The organism is Aromatoleum bremense (assembly GCF_017894365.1).
In the GTDB taxonomy this organism is placed as follows: domain Bacteria; phylum Pseudomonadota; class Gammaproteobacteria; order Burkholderiales; family Rhodocyclaceae; genus Aromatoleum; species Aromatoleum bremense.
This window is the reverse complement of record NZ_CP059467.1, coordinates 236,581-250,936: the sequence shown is the minus strand read 5'-3', so window position 1 is coordinate 250,936 and position 14,356 is coordinate 236,581. Positions and strand designations below refer to the sequence as shown.

General features: G+C 69.2%; 15 protein-coding genes. 3 read left to right on the top strand and 12 right to left on the bottom strand.

The genetic code is table 11. The annotated features are described in order from the left end of the window. Positions 1–31: 31 nt before the first annotated feature. The 3 genes from pbN1_RS01110 to pbN1_RS01100 are packed head-to-tail and all read left to right on the top strand — an operon-like array spanning position 32 to position 4,587. Complete coding sequence (locus pbN1_RS01110) at positions 32–1,084, top strand: WD40/YVTN/BNR-like repeat-containing protein (RefSeq protein ID WP_169202694.1); 1,053 nt, start codon at positions 32–34, stop codon at positions 1,082–1,084. A 15-nt stretch (positions 1,085–1,099) separates the two neighbouring features. Continuing rightward, the gene (locus tag pbN1_RS01105) at positions 1,100–3,559 is read left to right on the top strand and encodes an efflux RND transporter permease subunit (protein WP_169202695.1); all 2,460 of its coding nucleotides are present in this window, start codon (positions 1,100–1,102) and stop codon (positions 3,557–3,559) included. A gap of 26 nt (positions 3,560–3,585) precedes the next feature. After that, the gene (locus pbN1_RS01100) at positions 3,586–4,587 is read left to right on the top strand and encodes a YeiH family protein (protein ID WP_169202696.1); all 1,002 of its coding nucleotides are present in this window, start codon (positions 3,586–3,588) and stop codon (positions 4,585–4,587) included. 281 nt (positions 4,588–4,868) lie between these two features. Here the strand turns inward: pbN1_RS01100 and pbN1_RS01095 are convergent, their stop codons facing one another. From pbN1_RS01095 to pbN1_RS01040, 12 genes are all read right to left on the bottom strand, one after another. After that, positions 4,869–7,085 (bottom strand): FAD-dependent oxidoreductase, encoded by a 2,217-nt coding sequence (locus pbN1_RS01095; protein WP_244857090.1) that lies wholly within the window; start codon positions 7,083–7,085, stop codon positions 4,869–4,871. A gap of 203 nt (positions 7,086–7,288) precedes the next feature. Beyond that, the gene (locus pbN1_RS01090) at positions 7,289–7,741 is read right to left on the bottom strand and encodes a hypothetical protein (RefSeq protein ID WP_169202697.1); all 453 of its coding nucleotides are present in this window, start codon (positions 7,739–7,741) and stop codon (positions 7,289–7,291) included. Positions 7,742–7,810: 69 nt separating this feature from the next. Continuing rightward, positions 7,811–8,956 (bottom strand): YeeE/YedE family protein, encoded by a 1,146-nt coding sequence (locus pbN1_RS01085; RefSeq protein WP_169202698.1) that lies wholly within the window; start codon positions 8,954–8,956, stop codon positions 7,811–7,813. Next, positions 8,953–9,435, bottom strand: coding sequence for a DUF302 domain-containing protein (locus pbN1_RS01080; RefSeq protein ID WP_169202699.1), 483 nt, complete (start codon positions 9,433–9,435; stop codon positions 8,953–8,955). The genes pbN1_RS01085 and pbN1_RS01080 overlap by 4 nt, the downstream gene beginning before the upstream one ends. Before the next feature lie 95 nt (positions 9,436–9,530). Beyond that, entirely contained in the window at positions 9,531–9,902 is a 372-nt protein-coding gene (locus tag pbN1_RS01075; protein ID WP_169202700.1) for a hypothetical protein, read from the bottom strand. A 341-nt stretch (positions 9,903–10,243) separates the two neighbouring features. Beyond that, entirely contained in the window at positions 10,244–10,654 is a 411-nt protein-coding gene (locus pbN1_RS01070; protein WP_210147626.1) for a YiiX/YebB-like N1pC/P60 family cysteine hydrolase, read from the bottom strand. 92 nt (positions 10,655–10,746) lie between these two features. Continuing rightward, positions 10,747–10,938, bottom strand: a complete 192-nt coding sequence (locus tag pbN1_RS01065) for an anti-sigma factor family protein (protein ID WP_169202701.1) — start codon at positions 10,936–10,938, stop codon at positions 10,747–10,749. Further along, positions 10,935–11,543, bottom strand: a complete 609-nt coding sequence (locus pbN1_RS01060) for a sigma-70 family RNA polymerase sigma factor (RefSeq protein WP_169202702.1) — start codon at positions 11,541–11,543, stop codon at positions 10,935–10,937. Before pbN1_RS01060 ends, pbN1_RS01065 begins: the two co-directional genes overlap by 4 nt. After that, the gene (gene nrtS, locus pbN1_RS01055; protein ID WP_169202703.1) at positions 11,540–11,779 is read right to left on the bottom strand and encodes a nitrate/nitrite transporter NrtS; all 240 of its coding nucleotides are present in this window, start codon (positions 11,777–11,779) and stop codon (positions 11,540–11,542) included. Before nrtS ends, pbN1_RS01060 begins: the two co-directional genes overlap by 4 nt. Continuing rightward, on the bottom strand, positions 11,776–12,708 hold the full coding sequence (locus tag pbN1_RS01050) for an HD domain-containing phosphohydrolase (RefSeq protein WP_169202704.1): 933 nt from the start codon (positions 12,706–12,708) through the stop codon (positions 11,776–11,778). The genes nrtS and pbN1_RS01050 overlap by 4 nt, the downstream gene beginning before the upstream one ends. A 59-nt stretch (positions 12,709–12,767) precedes the next feature. Beyond that, positions 12,768–13,571, bottom strand: a complete 804-nt coding sequence (locus tag pbN1_RS01045) for a DUF6969 family protein (protein ID WP_244857088.1) — start codon at positions 13,569–13,571, stop codon at positions 12,768–12,770. Further along, the gene (locus pbN1_RS01040; protein ID WP_169202705.1) at positions 13,556–14,218 is read right to left on the bottom strand and encodes a cytochrome c peroxidase; all 663 of its coding nucleotides are present in this window, start codon (positions 14,216–14,218) and stop codon (positions 13,556–13,558) included. The genes pbN1_RS01045 and pbN1_RS01040 overlap by 16 nt, the downstream gene beginning before the upstream one ends. Positions 14,219–14,356: the final 138 nt, after the last annotated feature.

The window sequence follows — 14,356 nt, the reverse complement described above, 5'->3', positions numbered from 1 at the left end:
CCGGCCTTTCCGACCCCACGGAGGAGCAACGATGAACGCGCACCGACTTGGCGGCGCCCTGTTTGCGCTCGCGCTGACGCTGCCGGCGACCGCCCCCGCGGCCGGCTTCCAGGACGTGCTCGACACCCCGGCGATGACGAGCGAGCTCGCGGCCAGGGGGCTCATCAACGGCCTGGCGCTCGCCGGCCAGCGTGTCGTCGGCGTCGGCCAGCGCGGCCACGTCGTGTATTCCGACGACGCGGGCAAGAGCTGGCGGCAGGCGAAAGTGCCGGTCAGCTCGGATCTGGTCGCGGTGAGCTTCCCGACGGCGCGAGCCGGCTGGGCGGTGGGGCACGACGGCGTCGTGCTCGCGAGCAATGATGCCGGTGCGAGCTGGACCAAGCAGCTCGACGGGCGTGCCGTAGGCACCATGATGGTCGAGTACTACAAGGCCCAGTCCGGTGACGAGGCCGCGAAGTGGGTCAGTGAGGCCGAGCGCTTCGCCGCGCAGGGCGCCGAGAACCCCTTCCTCGACGTGTGGTTCGCCGACGAGCACAACGGCTTCGTCGTCGGCGCGTTCAACCTGATCCTGCGCACCACGGACGGCGGCAAGCACTGGGAGCCGTGGCTCGACCGCACCGAGAACCCGCAGGCGTTGCACCTCTATGCGATCCGCGGCGCCGAGGGCGAAGTGTTCGCGACCGGCGAGCAGGGCCTCGTGCTGCGCCTCGATGCCGCGGCGGGCGTCTTTCGCGCACTGCAGACCCCCTACCAGGGCACCTATTTCGGCGTCGCGCCCGCCAAAGGCGCGGTGATCGTCTTCGGGCTGCGCGGCAACGCGTTCCGCAGCACCGACAGCGGGCGGACCTGGCACAAGATCGACACCGGCGTGCAGGAAGGCCTGACGGCTGCTGCGACCGTAGGCGACCAGGGCGTGATCCTCGCCAGCCAGGCGGGGCGGCTGCTGGTGAGCACGGATGGCGGCGAGCATTTCTCGCCGCTCAAGCTCGAGCGCGCCGCCCCGGCGTCGGCGGTGCAACCCCTCGGCACGGATGCGGTGGTCGTCGCGGGTGCCCGCGGCGTGCGCGTCCAGACGCTTCGCTAACAGGAGACCGACGCGATGGCCGTCGCATTCGATTCGCATGACCGCACGCCCGTCGTGCGTGCCCTCTCGGAGTTCGACCGCAACTCCGGCAATGCCCTCGAGCGCCTGATCTTCAACCACCGCCTCGCGGTGGTCGTGATCTGCGCCGTGGTGACCGTGGTGCTGGCCGTGGTGGGCGCGATGAAGCTGCAGTTGAACGCGAGCTTCGAGAGCATGCTGCCGCAGAGCCAGCCCTACATCCAGAACTACCTCGAGAGCCGCAAGGAGCTGCGCGGCCTTGGCAACGTGCTGCGCGTCGTCGTCGCGAGCCCGAGCGGCGACATCTTCGACCCGGCCTACCAGGAGACGCTGAAGAAGATCAGCGACGAGCTCATCCTCACGCCCGGCGTCGATCGCGCGTGGGTGAAATCCTTGTGGACGCCGTCGGTGCGCTGGACCGAAGTCACCGAGGAAGGCTTCCAGGGCGGGCCGGTGATGCCGGATTCCTACGACGGCTCGCCGCAGGCGACCGGCGAGCTCAAGCTCAACATCGCCCGTTCGGGCATCGTCGGGCGCTTCGTCGGCAACGACTTCAAATCGAGCATGATCTTCGTGCCGCTGCTCGACAAGGATCCCGCGACGGGCGCGGCGATCGACTACCGCGCGCTGTCGCGGAACCTCGAGGAGAACATCCGTTTGAGGTTCGAGCGCGCGGCGGGCTCGGGCGGCCCCGAAATCCGCATCCACATCATCGGCTTCGCCAAGCTCGTCGGCGACCTCATCGACGGCGTGAGCCAGGTGATGGCTTACTTCGCGATCGCCGCGCTGATCGCGATTCTCGTGATCTTCTTCTACACCCGCTGCCTGAGGAGCACCGCGCTGGTGGTCGCCTGCTCGGTGATCGCGGTGGTGTGGCAGATGGGCCTCATCGCCGCGCTCGGCTTCGAGCTCGACCCGTTCTCGATCCTCGTGCCGTTCCTGATCTTCGCGATCGGCGTCAGCCACGGCGCGCAGAAGATGAACGGCATCGTGCAGGACATCGGCCGCGGCACGCATCGCCTGGTCGCGGCGCGCTTCACCTTCCGCCGGCTCTTTCTCGCTGGCATGACGGCGCTGGTCGCCGACGCGGTCGGCTTCGCGGTGCTGATGGTCATCGACATCCCGGTGATCCAGGCGCTCGCGCTCGCGGCGAGCATCGGCGTGGCGGTGCTGATCTTCACCAACCTGATCCTGCTGCCGGTGCTCTTGTCCTACACCGGCGTGAGCGCCCGGGCGGCCGAGCGCAGTCTCGTGGCCGAGTCGGGGGCCGCCGACGGCACGGGCGCGGGCCTGTGGCGCTGGCTCGAGCGCTTCACCGAGCGGCGCTGGGCGATCGGCGCGATCGCGGTCTCCGCGGTGCTCACCGTCGCGGGCTTCGTCGTCAGCCTCGAGCTCAAGATCGGCGACCTCGAGCCGGGCGCGCCGGAGCTGCGCGCCGACTCGCGCTACAACCGCGACAACGCCTACATCACGGCGAACTACTCGCTCTCGTCCGACCAGTTCGCCGTGATCGTCAGGACCGCGGCCGAAGGCTGCCTCAAGTACGAGACCCTCGTCGAAGCCGACCGCCTCGCGTGGCAGCTGCAGCAGCTGCCCGGGGTGCAGACGACGGTGTTCCTCGGCGATGCGGTGCGCCAGATCACCGCCGGTTCGTACGAAGGCAACCCGAAGTGGCTCACCCTCGCGCGCAACCAGGACGTGCTCAACTACGGCGCGCAGCAGGCGTCCGTCAACAACCCCGACCTCTTCAACAACGACTGCTCGGTGATGCCGGTGATCGCCTACCTCACCGACCACCGCGCCGAGACGCTCGACGCCATCGTCGCCACCGCCGCGCAATTCGCCGAGGCGCACAGCACCCCCGAGCGCCAGTTCCTGCTCGCAGCGGGCTCGGCCGGCATCGAGGCGGCGACCAACATCGTCGTGCGGGAAGCCAACCGCACGATGCTCCTCTACGTGTATGCGGCGGTGGTTGTGCTGTGCTTCGTCACCTTCCGCAGCTGGCGCGCGGTCGTCGTCGCGGTGGTGCCGCTCGCGGTGACCTCGATCCTGTGCGAGGCGCTGATGGTGGTGCTGGGGATCGGCGTGAAGGTCGGGACCTTGCCGGTCATCGCGCTGGGGGTCGGGATCGGCGTCGATTACGCGCTCTATCTGCTCTCCATCCAGCTCGCGCAGCAGCGCACGGGCGCTTCGCTTGCGCAAGCGCACCGCAGCGCACTGCAATTCACCGGCAAGGTCGTCGCGCTCGTCGGCGTGACGCTCGCCGCCGGGGTGGTCACCTGGATCTGGTCGCCGATCAAGTTCCAGGCCGACATGGGGATACTCCTGACCTTCATGTTCGTGTGGAACATGGCCGGCGCGCTGATCCTGATCCCGGCGCTGTCGCACTTCCTGTTGAAGGATCCAACCCGCGCGCGGCGCTTCGGCGCGGTGCCCGAGCTCGGCCTGGCGGCGTGATCGGGGACGCATCGATGAGCTATGCAATGCGAGCATTGGCAATGTTGAACATTCCGGTCTGGGTGCGGCTGTGGCCCGGCGTGCTGACCGCGATCACGATCGCGCTGGCGGCGAGCTTCGTCGCCGAGCACCAGGGCGGCCCGCAGCTGCTGTATGCGCTGTTCTTCGGCATGGCGTTCAACTTCGCCGCGAACGGCGAGAAGATCCGCGACGGCATCGAGTTCGCGTCGCGCCATGTGCTGCGTTTCGGCGTCGCACTGCTCGGGGCGCGCATCACCGCGGAGCAGCTTGCGGGTCTGGGCGCCGGGTCGATCGCGATGGTCGCCGGCGGCGTCGTCGCGACGATCCTGTTCGGTGCCCTCGTCGGGCGCCTGCTCGGCCGGCCCGGCACCGAAGGGATTCTCACCGGCGGCGCGGTGGCGATCTGCGGCGCGTCGGCCGCGCTGGCGATCTCGGCGGTGCTGCCGAAGAGCGACGAGAACCAGCGCTTCACCTTGTTCACGGTGGTCGGCGTCACGGCGCTGTCGACGGTCGCGATGGTCGTCTATCCCTCGCTCGTGAAGCTCTTCGGGCTCGACGCGAACGCCGCGGCGGTGTTTCTCGGCGGCACGATCCACGACGTCGCGCAGGTCGTCGCGGCAGGGTATCTCATCTCGCCCGAGGTCGGCGACGGGGCGACCTTCGTCAAGCTCTTCCGCGTCGCGATGCTGCTGCCGGTGGTGGCGGTGGTGTCGCTGCTGTTTCGTAACGGCGCGCCGGCCGGCAAGAAGCCGCCGGTGCTGCCGGGCTTTCTCGTCGGCTTCGCGGTGCTGGTCGCGGTCAACAGCCTCGGGCTGATCCCGCAGCCGGTCACCGACGCCGCCTCCGGCCTGTCGCGCTGGTGCCTGGTCGTGGCGATCGCGGCGCTCGGCGTGAAGACCTCGTTCCAGCAGCTCGCCGCGCTCGGCTGGCGGCCGGTGGCGATGCTCGCGGTCAATACCGTGTTCCTCGCCGCGCTGATCCTGAGCGGGCTCCTGATGCTGCGGTGAGCGGGGACCGCGCCGCACGTCAGTTCGAGGACGTGTCATCGGCGGCCCGATCGCGTGTTTTCGCAAGGGTGTCCCCCGGTCGTTTCCGGAATTCCAACCTTCCTCTCCCTGTGGATTGGGACACCCTTTTTTTCTTCATCTCGTGCGCTGATCAGGACGCTACGCGCTGAATTCGCGCCGGTCGAGGGAGCGGTTTCTCGAAACGGCTACCGACCGAGGAGTTCGGCGATCAGCTCCTCGGCGCGGGGCCGGCCGCGAATAGTCGAAGCTTGTGCATCGGATCAGCTCCGCGACGAGGTCGGAGCGTCGCGCAAGGCGCCGACCTTGGGCTCGATCGGTTCGGCCGGGGCAGGTTTGCCGCGCCGCCAAGCGTGGAAGCGCCCGACCCATTCGAGCAGCTTCCGCGGCGCGTGCGCCCGTTTCCATTCGCCGGCGGCGTACTTGTTGGCCTCGGCAAGCGTCGGGTAGATGTGGATCGTGCCGAGGATCTTGTTGAGTCCGAGGCCGTGCCGCATCGCGATCACGTATTCGGCGAGCAGGTCGCCGGCGTGCTCGCCGACGATCGTCACGCCGAGGATCCGGTCCTTGCCGGGCACGGTGAGGACTTTCACGAAGCCGTGCGCCTCGCCGTCGGCGATCGCGCGGTCCAGATCCGCGATGTCGAAGCGCGTGACTTCAAGCGGGATGTTGCGTTCGCGGGCCTCCTGCTCGTTGAGGCCGACGCGGGCGACCTCGGGATCGACGAAGGTCGACCATGGCACGGCCGAGTAGTCGGCGCGGAATTTCTTGAACGGCGCGAACAGGGCGTTCACCGACGCATACCAGGCCTGATGGGCCGCGGTGTGCGTGAATTGATACGGGCCGGCGACGTCGCCCGCGGCGTAGATGTTCGGATAGATCGTCTGCAGGAACTCGTTGACCTCGACCGTCTGCCCGGTCGGGATGCCGAGCTCCTCCAGGCCGTAGCCCTTGAGCTTCGCGGCGCGGCCGACCGCGACCAGCAGCACGTCGAAGGGGATGCGGACTTCGTGGCCGTCGTGCTCAGCGACGAGGATCTTCTCGCCGTCCTCGACGACGAAGTGCCGCATCTTGTGCCCGGTCCGCAGGTCGATGCCCTCGGCGTGAAAGCGCTGCATGACGAGCTCGGAAACTTCCGCGTCCTCGCGCGGCATGATGCGCTCGCCGCGCAGGACCATCGTCACCGCGGCACCGAAGCGCGCGAAGGTCTGCGCGAGCTCCGAACCGATCGGCCCGCCGCCGAGCACGAGGAGCCGCCGCGGCAATTCGCGCAGGTTCCAGATCGTGTCCGAAGTGTAGTAGCCGACGTCCTCGATGCCCGGAATCGGCGGCACGGCGGGGCGCGCGCCGGCCGCGATGATGATGCTGCGTGTCGTGAGCCGCTGCTGCCCGCCGTCGTTGCGCGCGATGTCGACCTCCCACGGCGAGACGATCTTCGCCCGACCCTCGATCACCTCGACGCCGAGGCCGGTGTAGCGCTCGACTGAGTCGTGCGGCTCGACGGTGCGGATAATCGCATGCACGCGCTCCATCACGTCGGCGAAGTCGAAATCCGCCCGCGCGTCGCGAATGCCGAATTCCTTCGCGCGGCGGATGTGCGACAGCAGCTTCGCCGAGCGGATCAGCGCCTTCGACGGCACGCAGCCGGTATTGAGGCAGTCGCCGCCCATCTTGTGCTTTTCGACCAGCGTCACCTTCGCCTTCACCGCGGCGGCGATGTAGCTGCTGACGAGCCCGGCCGCGCCGGCGCCGATCACGACGAGGTTGCGGTCGAAGTGGGACGGGCGCTTCCAGCCGGCGTAGACCTTGCGCGCGCGGGCCGCCTCGACGAGCTTGCGCGCGACGAGCGGGAACACGCCCAGCAGCGCGAACGAGGCGAGCAGCCCCGGCGACAGGATGCCGGCCAGCGAGTCGATCTGCGCGAGCCGCGTGCCGGCGTTCACATACACGAGGGTGCCGGCGAGCATGCCGACCTGGCTGACCCAGTAGAAGGTCCACGTGCGGATCGGCGTCAGGCCCATCAGGAGATTGATGACGAAGAAGGGGAAGGCCGGCACGAGACGCAGCGTGAAGAGATAGAAGCCGCCGTCCTTCGCGACGCCGGCGTTGATTGCCGCAAGGCGGTCGCCGAAGCGCGATTGCACCATGTCGCGCAGCACGAAGCGCGAGACGAGGAAAGCCAGCGTCGCGCCGATCGTCGAGGCGAAGGAGACGATCAGCGTGCCCCAGCCCAGGCCGAAGATCGCGCCGGCGACGAGCGTCATGACCGCGGCGCCGGGCAGCGACAGGCCGGTGACGGCGACGTACAGCGCGAAGAAGCCGAGCGCCGCAGCTACCGGCCGCGCTTCCCGCCAGGCCTCGATCGCGGCCTGCTGGCTCTTGAAGACGTCGAGGTTGAAATAGTGGTCGAGATCGAACAGGAAGAACAGCGCGATCGCGAGGACGATGGCGGCGAGGAGGGCGAGTCGGCTGGTTTTCATTGTTTGAACCCGGTCGGATGAAGGGCGGCGCAAACGTGCGCAGTGCTTGGTCGTCGGTGGCGGCCATGAACTTACAGTCGGGGCGAAAGGTCTGCGTTCTGCCGGCCGGCAGCCGGTTCGGTCGGGCCCGCTTGAACCAGGCGTGCAGCCGCCGCCGGCGGCGTGTCGGCGGCTGCGATCGCAGACGGCTTGAAACGCGGGCGTTACTCGGCGACGACGAGCTTGTAGTCCGGCGTCGGATTGAGCGGGCAGGAATATACGTACTCGCCGGGCTCGAGCGCGATCGCGTAGTCCTGCGTCTTGCCCTCGGTCAGGCCGCCCCCCGACACGCTGGGTAGCCGCGCCCGGGCGACCAGGCCGTCACCGCGTAGCCAGAAGCCGAGTTCGTAGGGCACGTTGCGATTGCTGACACGGAAGATATACGCGCCGGGCTTGAGTCGGAGCACCTTCGCCTCGGCCAGACGCTGCGCGCCGGTGCGCGCATTGATGGCCTCGCAATCGGCCGATTTGCGGCTCCGGAAACCGCGGTTCGTGCCATTTTCGCTTTCGAGGAACTGGCATGCGACCTGGGTCAACTCGATGACTTGTGGGGCTGCGCAGGCTGCGCCGGGAGGCGTGGCCAGCAGCGCGAGGAACAGGGCAGATCGGGAATTCATCGTCATCTCCTTGGCGTTCGCGGCAGCGCGCCGCGCATTGCGACACGCGCACCACTGCACGGGTGCGCGTCAAAGCCCGAACCGGGGTCGGAGCCTGCCGCCGAGCCAGGTGCCGGGCAGCACCGCGGCGAGCCACAGCCAGCCGTGAACGCTGGTCGAGGCCACGCCCGAGAGCAGCGCGCCGACGGTGCAGCCGAAGCCGATGCGCGCGCCGTAGCCCATCAGCACCCCGCCGAGCACCGCGGCGAGCATTGTGCCTGGGCGCCGGTCGAAGCGCAGTGTCCAGCGGCCCGCGGCGAGCGCGGCGCCGCCCGCCCCGAGCACGAGCCCGATGTCCATGAGGGAGGTGACGTCGTCGAGCACCCCGCGCGCGAGCGCGGCGGACTGGAAGGGGGCCTGCCAGAACGCCGCGCCGGCCGGATCCCAACCGACCCAGGTCGCCGCCTTGGCGCCCCACAATGCGTAGGCCCACGTGATCGTCCACGGATGGCCGGCGAGCAGCAGGGTCGCAAGGTTGAGCAAGGCCAGGGCGACCAGTGCCGGCCCCATGCGTGAAATGCCATGCTTCTCGTGATCCGCCGCAGGTTGCTGCCGCCGGCCCGCCCACACCCAGAGCGCCCCGATGACGCCCAGTTGGAACACGGCGCTCGGCAGCCAGCCGAAGCGCTCGCCGAGCACGATCGGCTCGGCCGCGGGCAGCGCCGCCCACCAGCCCATATGCAGGCTCGCCACGAACGATCCGGCGCAGAAGAAGACGATCACGACGAGCATGCGGCCGTTGCCGCCGCCGAGGCTGAAGAGCGTCCCGGAGCCGCAACCGCCGGCCAGCTGCATGCCGACGCCGAAGAGCAGCGCGCCGGCGGCGACCTGCAGCGCGACCGGCGCGGCGGCCGGGCCGAGCGGCTGGCCGAACAGTTCGCCCTGCGCAAGTGCGGGCGCGAGGGCGAGCGTCGTCAGGCCGAGCAGCGCCAGCGGCGCGCGCAGCGCGCGCCGATCACGGTCGATGACGAAGCGCCGCAGACTGCCGGTGAAGCCGAACTCGCTGCGCAGCAGCACCGCGCCGATCGCCACTCCAACCGCATACAGCGCGAGGTGGCGCGGCCCGCTTGCGGCATACGCCGCGGCGCCGACCGCCGCCGCGAGCGCGATCCAGGCGAGCGCTCCGCCGAGGCGCGCTGCGGCCGGGGCCGACGCGGCGTTATTGGCTGACGTCATTGGCTGGCGTCATGGCCGATCGCTTCGAAGATCGGATCGAGCTCGCGCGCGAGCGCGTCGAGCCGCTCGCTGCCGTAGGGGCCGAACACGCTCGTCGGCGTGCGCCACGACAGCGTCGCCGTGCCATCGGCATTTTCCGTCACGTAGTAACGCAGCGGCGCCTCGATGCCGGCCGGCACGCTCGCTTCGAGCATCCGCACCGCGTAGTCGTTGCGGAACACCATCACGACCGAGTTGCCCGGAATCTTGACGCCGCGCGCGGCGGCGCCGCGGCTCGCGCTCGCGGCCGCGACGACCGCGAGGCCGTGCTTTTCGACCGCGCGTTCGAGCCGTTCCTGCAGCGCCGGGAACGAATGCGACGTGGCGATCGTGCGCAGCCCGTTGGTCGGTGCAGCGCCGGCCAACGGTGCCAGCAGCGATGCCAGAGCGGCAAGCACGATCACGACGGCGCGGAACCTGGCGTTTGGGAATCTCTGCATGACGTCTCCCGAAGATGGAAAGACGGAACCGGGCGCGGCGCGTCCGGTTCCGTTTGTTCAGGGGGACGGATCGAGTAACGTGGACAATCCGTCGCTCACTCCAGGCGCTCCGGGCCGGGGTGATCGGTCGTGAATTGGTGGCGCAGCCACGCGTCCGACAGCGGAGCGGTCGACCCATCGATGTCGATCGGTCCGGTCCGGCCGGCGACGCCGTCGCCGCGCGCGACGACGAGCGTATCACCGGCGAATTGGCGCCGCAGCCAGGCTTCGGCATAGGCGTGGCCGACGCCGTCCGGATCGCGTGCGCCTCGCGCCGCCGCTACGGCGGGCCGGGCGGCGGGATCCCGATGGTCCGCACTGAACTGCCGCTGCAGCCACGTGGCCGAGTCGGCGGCGCCTGCAGTCGTCGGCGCCAGTAGCGCGGCACTGATGGCGGCTGCGATCAAGCTGCTAGGGTATGTTTTCATGGTCGAATCCTCCTGCGGGGATGGCGGGGGCGAGCGCTCTCGTAATCATTAGTCGGCCGGGGCCGCCAACCCTTACAAGGGCGATCGGCCCGAGACGGTGGCCCCGTCGAGGCCGAGACATGGGGGTAGCACGCAGAGATCGCCGATTTCGCCATCCGGCGTGGCCGGGATGCGCTCCGCCGCTTGGCCGAAGCGATTGCACCACAGCACACGAAGGCCGAAAGCCTTCGCCGAATAGGCGTCCCACGCATTCGAAGAAAGGAAGCAGATGTCTGCGGGCGCGCCCGTTCCGCCGCCTGTCAATCCACGGTCGGCGGGACGCCGGGCGCCGGGATACTCGTTCAGCGCGGATCGACCCAGCGGCGTGGCGCGAATTTCTCGTCGAGCTCGGTGTGGAAGAGGTGGTTCGATTGGTGGCCGATCCGCTCGACCGCATAGGCGACGACCCTGCGGCAGTCCTCGTCGGTCAGCCCGCTCGGCCGGCAGATCCGGCTGTGCAGCCCGGCGAACGCCTCGATGCCGACATTGCGCACGCCGGCGACAACGTCGGCTTCGACGAAGCAGTGGCCGGATGGCGCACGGCCGGTCAACGCGTCGCCGACATAGAGCGCGGCGTGCGACCACGTCGATTGCGTCAGGTACTTGATCGCCGTGCTGATCCGCGAAGACCCCTCGATCAGCAGCACGTCGCCGGGGGCGCAGAGTGGCAGGGAGGTCGTCGGCCGGCGTCGGCTGGGCGACGTTGTGGACATGACCGGCGTGGCTCAAAGCGCGTCCGAGCCAGCGACCGACGCGGTCGAACAGGAATCCCATCGCCCGCCCCTCGAAACGGCAGGCGTGCGACTCAGGAGCCGTCGCCGGCGCGCCCCTCGCTCAGCCGCCTTGCCGCCTTGCGCAGGAAACCCAAATGCTTGCCGTAGTTCGTGCAGCCGATGCACATCATGCGGTGGTACTTCAGCGCGAGCCGCTCGCGCAACGTGAGCTCCCGCTCGTGCGCCTCGGACATCAGGCGCGTCGCCTGCGTGCAGTTCATCATGACATGGCCCCCTTCATGAACCAGCGGTTTTCGAGGCATTCGCGCAGGCCCAGGCGCGCGCGGTGCAGGATCACCCAGCAGTTGTTGCTCGTGATGCCGAGCTGCCGGCAGATCTCGGCCGTCTCCAGCTCCAGGAACTCCCGCATCATGTAGACGCGGGCGATCTGCTCGGGCAGGTCGTTCAGGCAGGCCTCGAACACTGCCCAGAACTCCTGTTGCGACAGCGACGCTTCCGGATCGGCCCAGGTCGCCGGGCGGTCCTCCAGGTTCCAGAAGCCGCGCGCGTCGAACAGCGCGTCGAAATCCTCGAGATCGCCGTCGACGGCGGCGACGAGGTCCGAGCCACAGACCTCGCGCGACGCGCGGCGGATGTGATCGACGATCTTGTTGCGCAGGATCGCGAACATCCAGGTCTTGAAGGCGGCCCGCCCGGCAAAGTTCGCGGCGCCGCTGATCGCCGCGATCAGCGCCTCCTGCACCATGTCTTCGGCCGCACCCGCGTCGCGCAGCTGCAGCTGCGCAAAGCGCAGCATGTCGCGGCGGATCGCCAGGATCGACGGGTCGTCCCACAGAATTGCGCCGGCTTCGTGCGCGCTGTCGCTCATCGTTCATTCCTCCTGCATGCTCTGACGGTGCCGAGTGCGGCACTGTAGCTCGACACGAGGTAGGGCACGAGGAAATTCAGCAGGCTGCGCAGCCAGTCGACGCGTTCGCCCGCAAAGATCGCAGGCCCCTGATTGACGAGGTTCAGCATGGCGCCGACGACGAGCGAGACCTTCAGCGCCGCGCGGGCGATGCCGGGACTGCAGGCGGCGCGAAGCAGCGCCGGCGCCCGCGTCATATCGGGGCGTCCTGGGGCAGGCTCTCGAGCATCTGCTGCAGCGGCAGGCGGGCGGCGGCCGATTGCACGACGCGCGCGATCAGCGCGACGTCCGCTTCCGGCTGCAACGCGTGGGCGTCGCCGCGGCCGCCCGTCGGCTCGACGCCGAGGCGCCCGGAAGCGTCGGCGGTAACGCGGTACTCGCCGCCGCACGCACGGCAGTACACGAGCTCGCCTGGCGCGCTCGCGCGCGCGAGCACGAGCGTCGGGCCGCACATCATGCACGTCTGCAAGGGGATGCCCGCATCGCTGTGGCCGGCGATGTGCTCGAGCGCCCCGGTGTCGGCGAGCGACAGAAAGCGCGCACCGAACTCGGCGTCGAACTGCCCGCCCAGACCGGCGGCGACGACGTCGAGCGCCGCATCGATCGGCATCGCGGTGCGGTACGGCCGGGTGCTCGTCATCGCGTCGAACGCGTCGCAGATCGCGACGATGCGGGCGTCGAGCGGCAGCGCGGCGTCGGCGAGCCCGAGCGGATAGCCGCGACCGTCGGGCCGTTCGTGATGCAGCGCCACGGCCGGGCGCACCAGCGGCGCGAACGGATGGGCGGCGAGCAGCCTCACCCCGACTTCCGGATGGGTGCGGACCGTCGCAAACTCGCCGGCGTCGAGCGCGCCGGGCTTTCTCAGGATCGCGTCGGGAAGGCAGATCTTGCCGAGGTCGTGCAGAAAACCGCCGACGGCCACGCGCGCGACCTCCGCGCTGGCGAGCTGCGCGTGCGACGCGAGCAATTCGGCGTAGCGCGAGACGCGCCACAGGTGCCCGCCGGTGTAAGGGTCGCGCGCCTCGACCATCCACGCCATCACGAGCAGGCTGGCGAGCAGCTCGTGGTCGCGTTCGCCGCACGACGCCGGTCCCAGCAATTTTCCGATCGCGCTGCGCAGGTTCATGTCGGTCTCCTCTCCCATTGGTCGCGCCAGGGGCGGCCGGCCTTACGGAACGCGATGCGCTAAGCGGCGTCCTCGAGCGCGGCGACCAGCCGCTCGACCGACACCGGCACGTAGCCGGTGATCTCCAGCTCGCGGTCCTCGAACACGTCCTCGGCCGGGCGTGTAGCCCAGCGCGCCGCGATCACGGCGTCGCGATGCCGCAACAGGCCTTCGATCCATGGCCGGTAGAGGCGCAGCATCGCACCCAGCCACCGGTTCGCCGGCCACGACGGCCACGCGTGGTCGATGTCGAAACGCCCGAGCATGCGGATCACGTCCTCGGCCGGATACCAGCTCTCGCCGGTGACCCAGCGGTTGCACGCGAACAGGCCGATCGGCTCGCCCCACGCATCCATCGAGATCGCAACGAGGTGGCTGATCGCGTCGTCGCCCGCGGGCCAGGGCTCGGTCGCCTGCGGGAACGCGAGCGGCGCCGCCCCCTCGGGCATGCCGCCGGCACGCAGGAAGGTATGGAAGTGGCCGTGTTCGGCGTCGCCCCGGTGCGCGTGGTAGTAGTACTGCGCGTGCGTGTCGGCGTCGAACACGTCATCGCGCGGGTAGTGCGCCATCTCGACGAACTCGCCCTGATCGCGCAGCACCTCGCCGACGACGTTGAGGCCCACCTTCGCGAGCACGCGACGGCACTCGAGCACCTCCCTGCCCGCGTCGCGCAGTCGGCGCCGGGTCGGCAGGTCGAGTTCCCGGAGGGCCGGCAGGAAGCCGGACAGCTCGGGCGGAGCGAGCGGGTCGGCGGACGCTTCGGCCGCGGAGGGGGCGGCCACCGGCGCGGAGCCGGTGGCGGTGGTCATCATTTCGCGGCGCATGGATTCTTCGCGGCACAGGGATTCTTCGCGGCGCACGGGTTCTTTGCCGCGCAGGGATTCTTTTTCGCGTGTTCCTTGTAGCCCTTCTGCTCCTCTTCCATGTAGGCGACCAGAGCCGCGAGATCCTTCGATTTCCAGTCGAGCGCCTTGCCGGCCATCGGTGTCGTGATGCACAGCTGCACCATCTCGTCTAGATGGATCTGCTTCATGCCGTAGGTGCCCTGAGCCATTTCGACCTTGTGCGGGTAGGGCTGGGTGAAGCTCGCCTGGTAGCCGGCGTAGTCGGTGTGGCAGGTCGCACAGGACGAGTTGTTTGTCGACAGGCTCTTGTCGGAGAAGAGTTTCTTGCCGGCAGCGACCAGTTCGGCGCGATCGCCCTTGTAAGGCTTGTACCCCGCCGGACGCTGGATGGCCTTCGCGGCGCACGGGTTCTTCGCAGCGCACGGGTTCTTTGCGGCGCACGGGTTCTTTGCGGCGCACGGATTTGCCGCGCAGGGATTCGCGGCGCGCGTCGCCTGGCTTCCCGCTGCACAAGGATTGCCGGCTGCGAACGCCGCGAGCGGCAGGCCCAGCGCGGCGCTGACGAGACCGGCGGAGATCATCGCGGCGACGGTGCGACCGGTACGACACGTATCGGCGTGGTTCATGGAAACATCCCTCCATCACTAGTAGTTTTTTGGCACGACAAACCGTCCGCCGACGCGGATGGTCATGAGCATTCGTCGTGTCCCGCGGCGGATCCTTACGGCCGGGACACATTTTTTGCGCTTTCCCGCGCGCCGGAC

Excerpts from the sequence above, each read along its gene's own strand:
- nrtS (WP_169202703.1), bottom strand. The coding sequence starts at position 11,779 with ATGACGCGGGCGCCGGCGCTGCTTCGCGCCGCCTGCAGTCCCGGCATC.
- pbN1_RS01105 (WP_169202695.1), top strand. The coding sequence starts at position 1,100 with ATGGCCGTCGCATTCGATTCGCATGACCGCACGCCCGTCGTGCGTGCC.
- pbN1_RS01050 (WP_169202704.1), bottom strand. The coding sequence starts at position 12,708 with ATGAACCTGCGCAGCGCGATCGGAAAATTGCTGGGACCGGCGTCGTGC.
- pbN1_RS01085 (WP_169202698.1), bottom strand. The coding sequence starts at position 8,956 with ATGACGTCAGCCAATAACGCCGCGTCGGCCCCGGCCGCAGCGCGCCTC.
- pbN1_RS01110 (WP_169202694.1), top strand. The coding sequence starts at position 32 with ATGAACGCGCACCGACTTGGCGGCGCCCTGTTTGCGCTCGCGCTGACG.
- pbN1_RS01070 (WP_210147626.1), bottom strand. The coding sequence starts at position 10,654 with ATGTCCACAACGTCGCCCAGCCGACGCCGGCCGACGACCTCCCTGCCA.
- pbN1_RS01080 (WP_169202699.1), bottom strand. The coding sequence starts at position 9,435 with ATGCAGAGATTCCCAAACGCCAGGTTCCGCGCCGTCGTGATCGTGCTT.
- pbN1_RS01075 (WP_169202700.1), bottom strand. The coding sequence starts at position 9,902 with ATGAAAACATACCCTAGCAGCTTGATCGCAGCCGCCATCAGTGCCGCG.
- pbN1_RS01090 (WP_169202697.1), bottom strand. The coding sequence starts at position 7,741 with ATGAATTCCCGATCTGCCCTGTTCCTCGCGCTGCTGGCCACGCCTCCC.
- pbN1_RS01100 (WP_169202696.1), top strand. The coding sequence starts at position 3,586 with ATGCGAGCATTGGCAATGTTGAACATTCCGGTCTGGGTGCGGCTGTGG.
- pbN1_RS01065 (WP_169202701.1), bottom strand. The coding sequence starts at position 10,938 with ATGATGAACTGCACGCAGGCGACGCGCCTGATGTCCGAGGCGCACGAG.
- pbN1_RS01095 (WP_244857090.1), bottom strand. The coding sequence starts at position 7,085 with ATGAAAACCAGCCGACTCGCCCTCCTCGCCGCCATCGTCCTCGCGATC.
- pbN1_RS01060 (WP_169202702.1), bottom strand. The coding sequence starts at position 11,543 with ATGAGCGACAGCGCGCACGAAGCCGGCGCAATTCTGTGGGACGACCCG.
- pbN1_RS01045 (WP_244857088.1), bottom strand. The coding sequence starts at position 13,571 with ATGCGCCGCGAAATGATGACCACCGCCACCGGCTCCGCGCCGGTGGCC.
- pbN1_RS01040 (WP_169202705.1), bottom strand. The coding sequence starts at position 14,218 with ATGAACCACGCCGATACGTGTCGTACCGGTCGCACCGTCGCCGCGATG.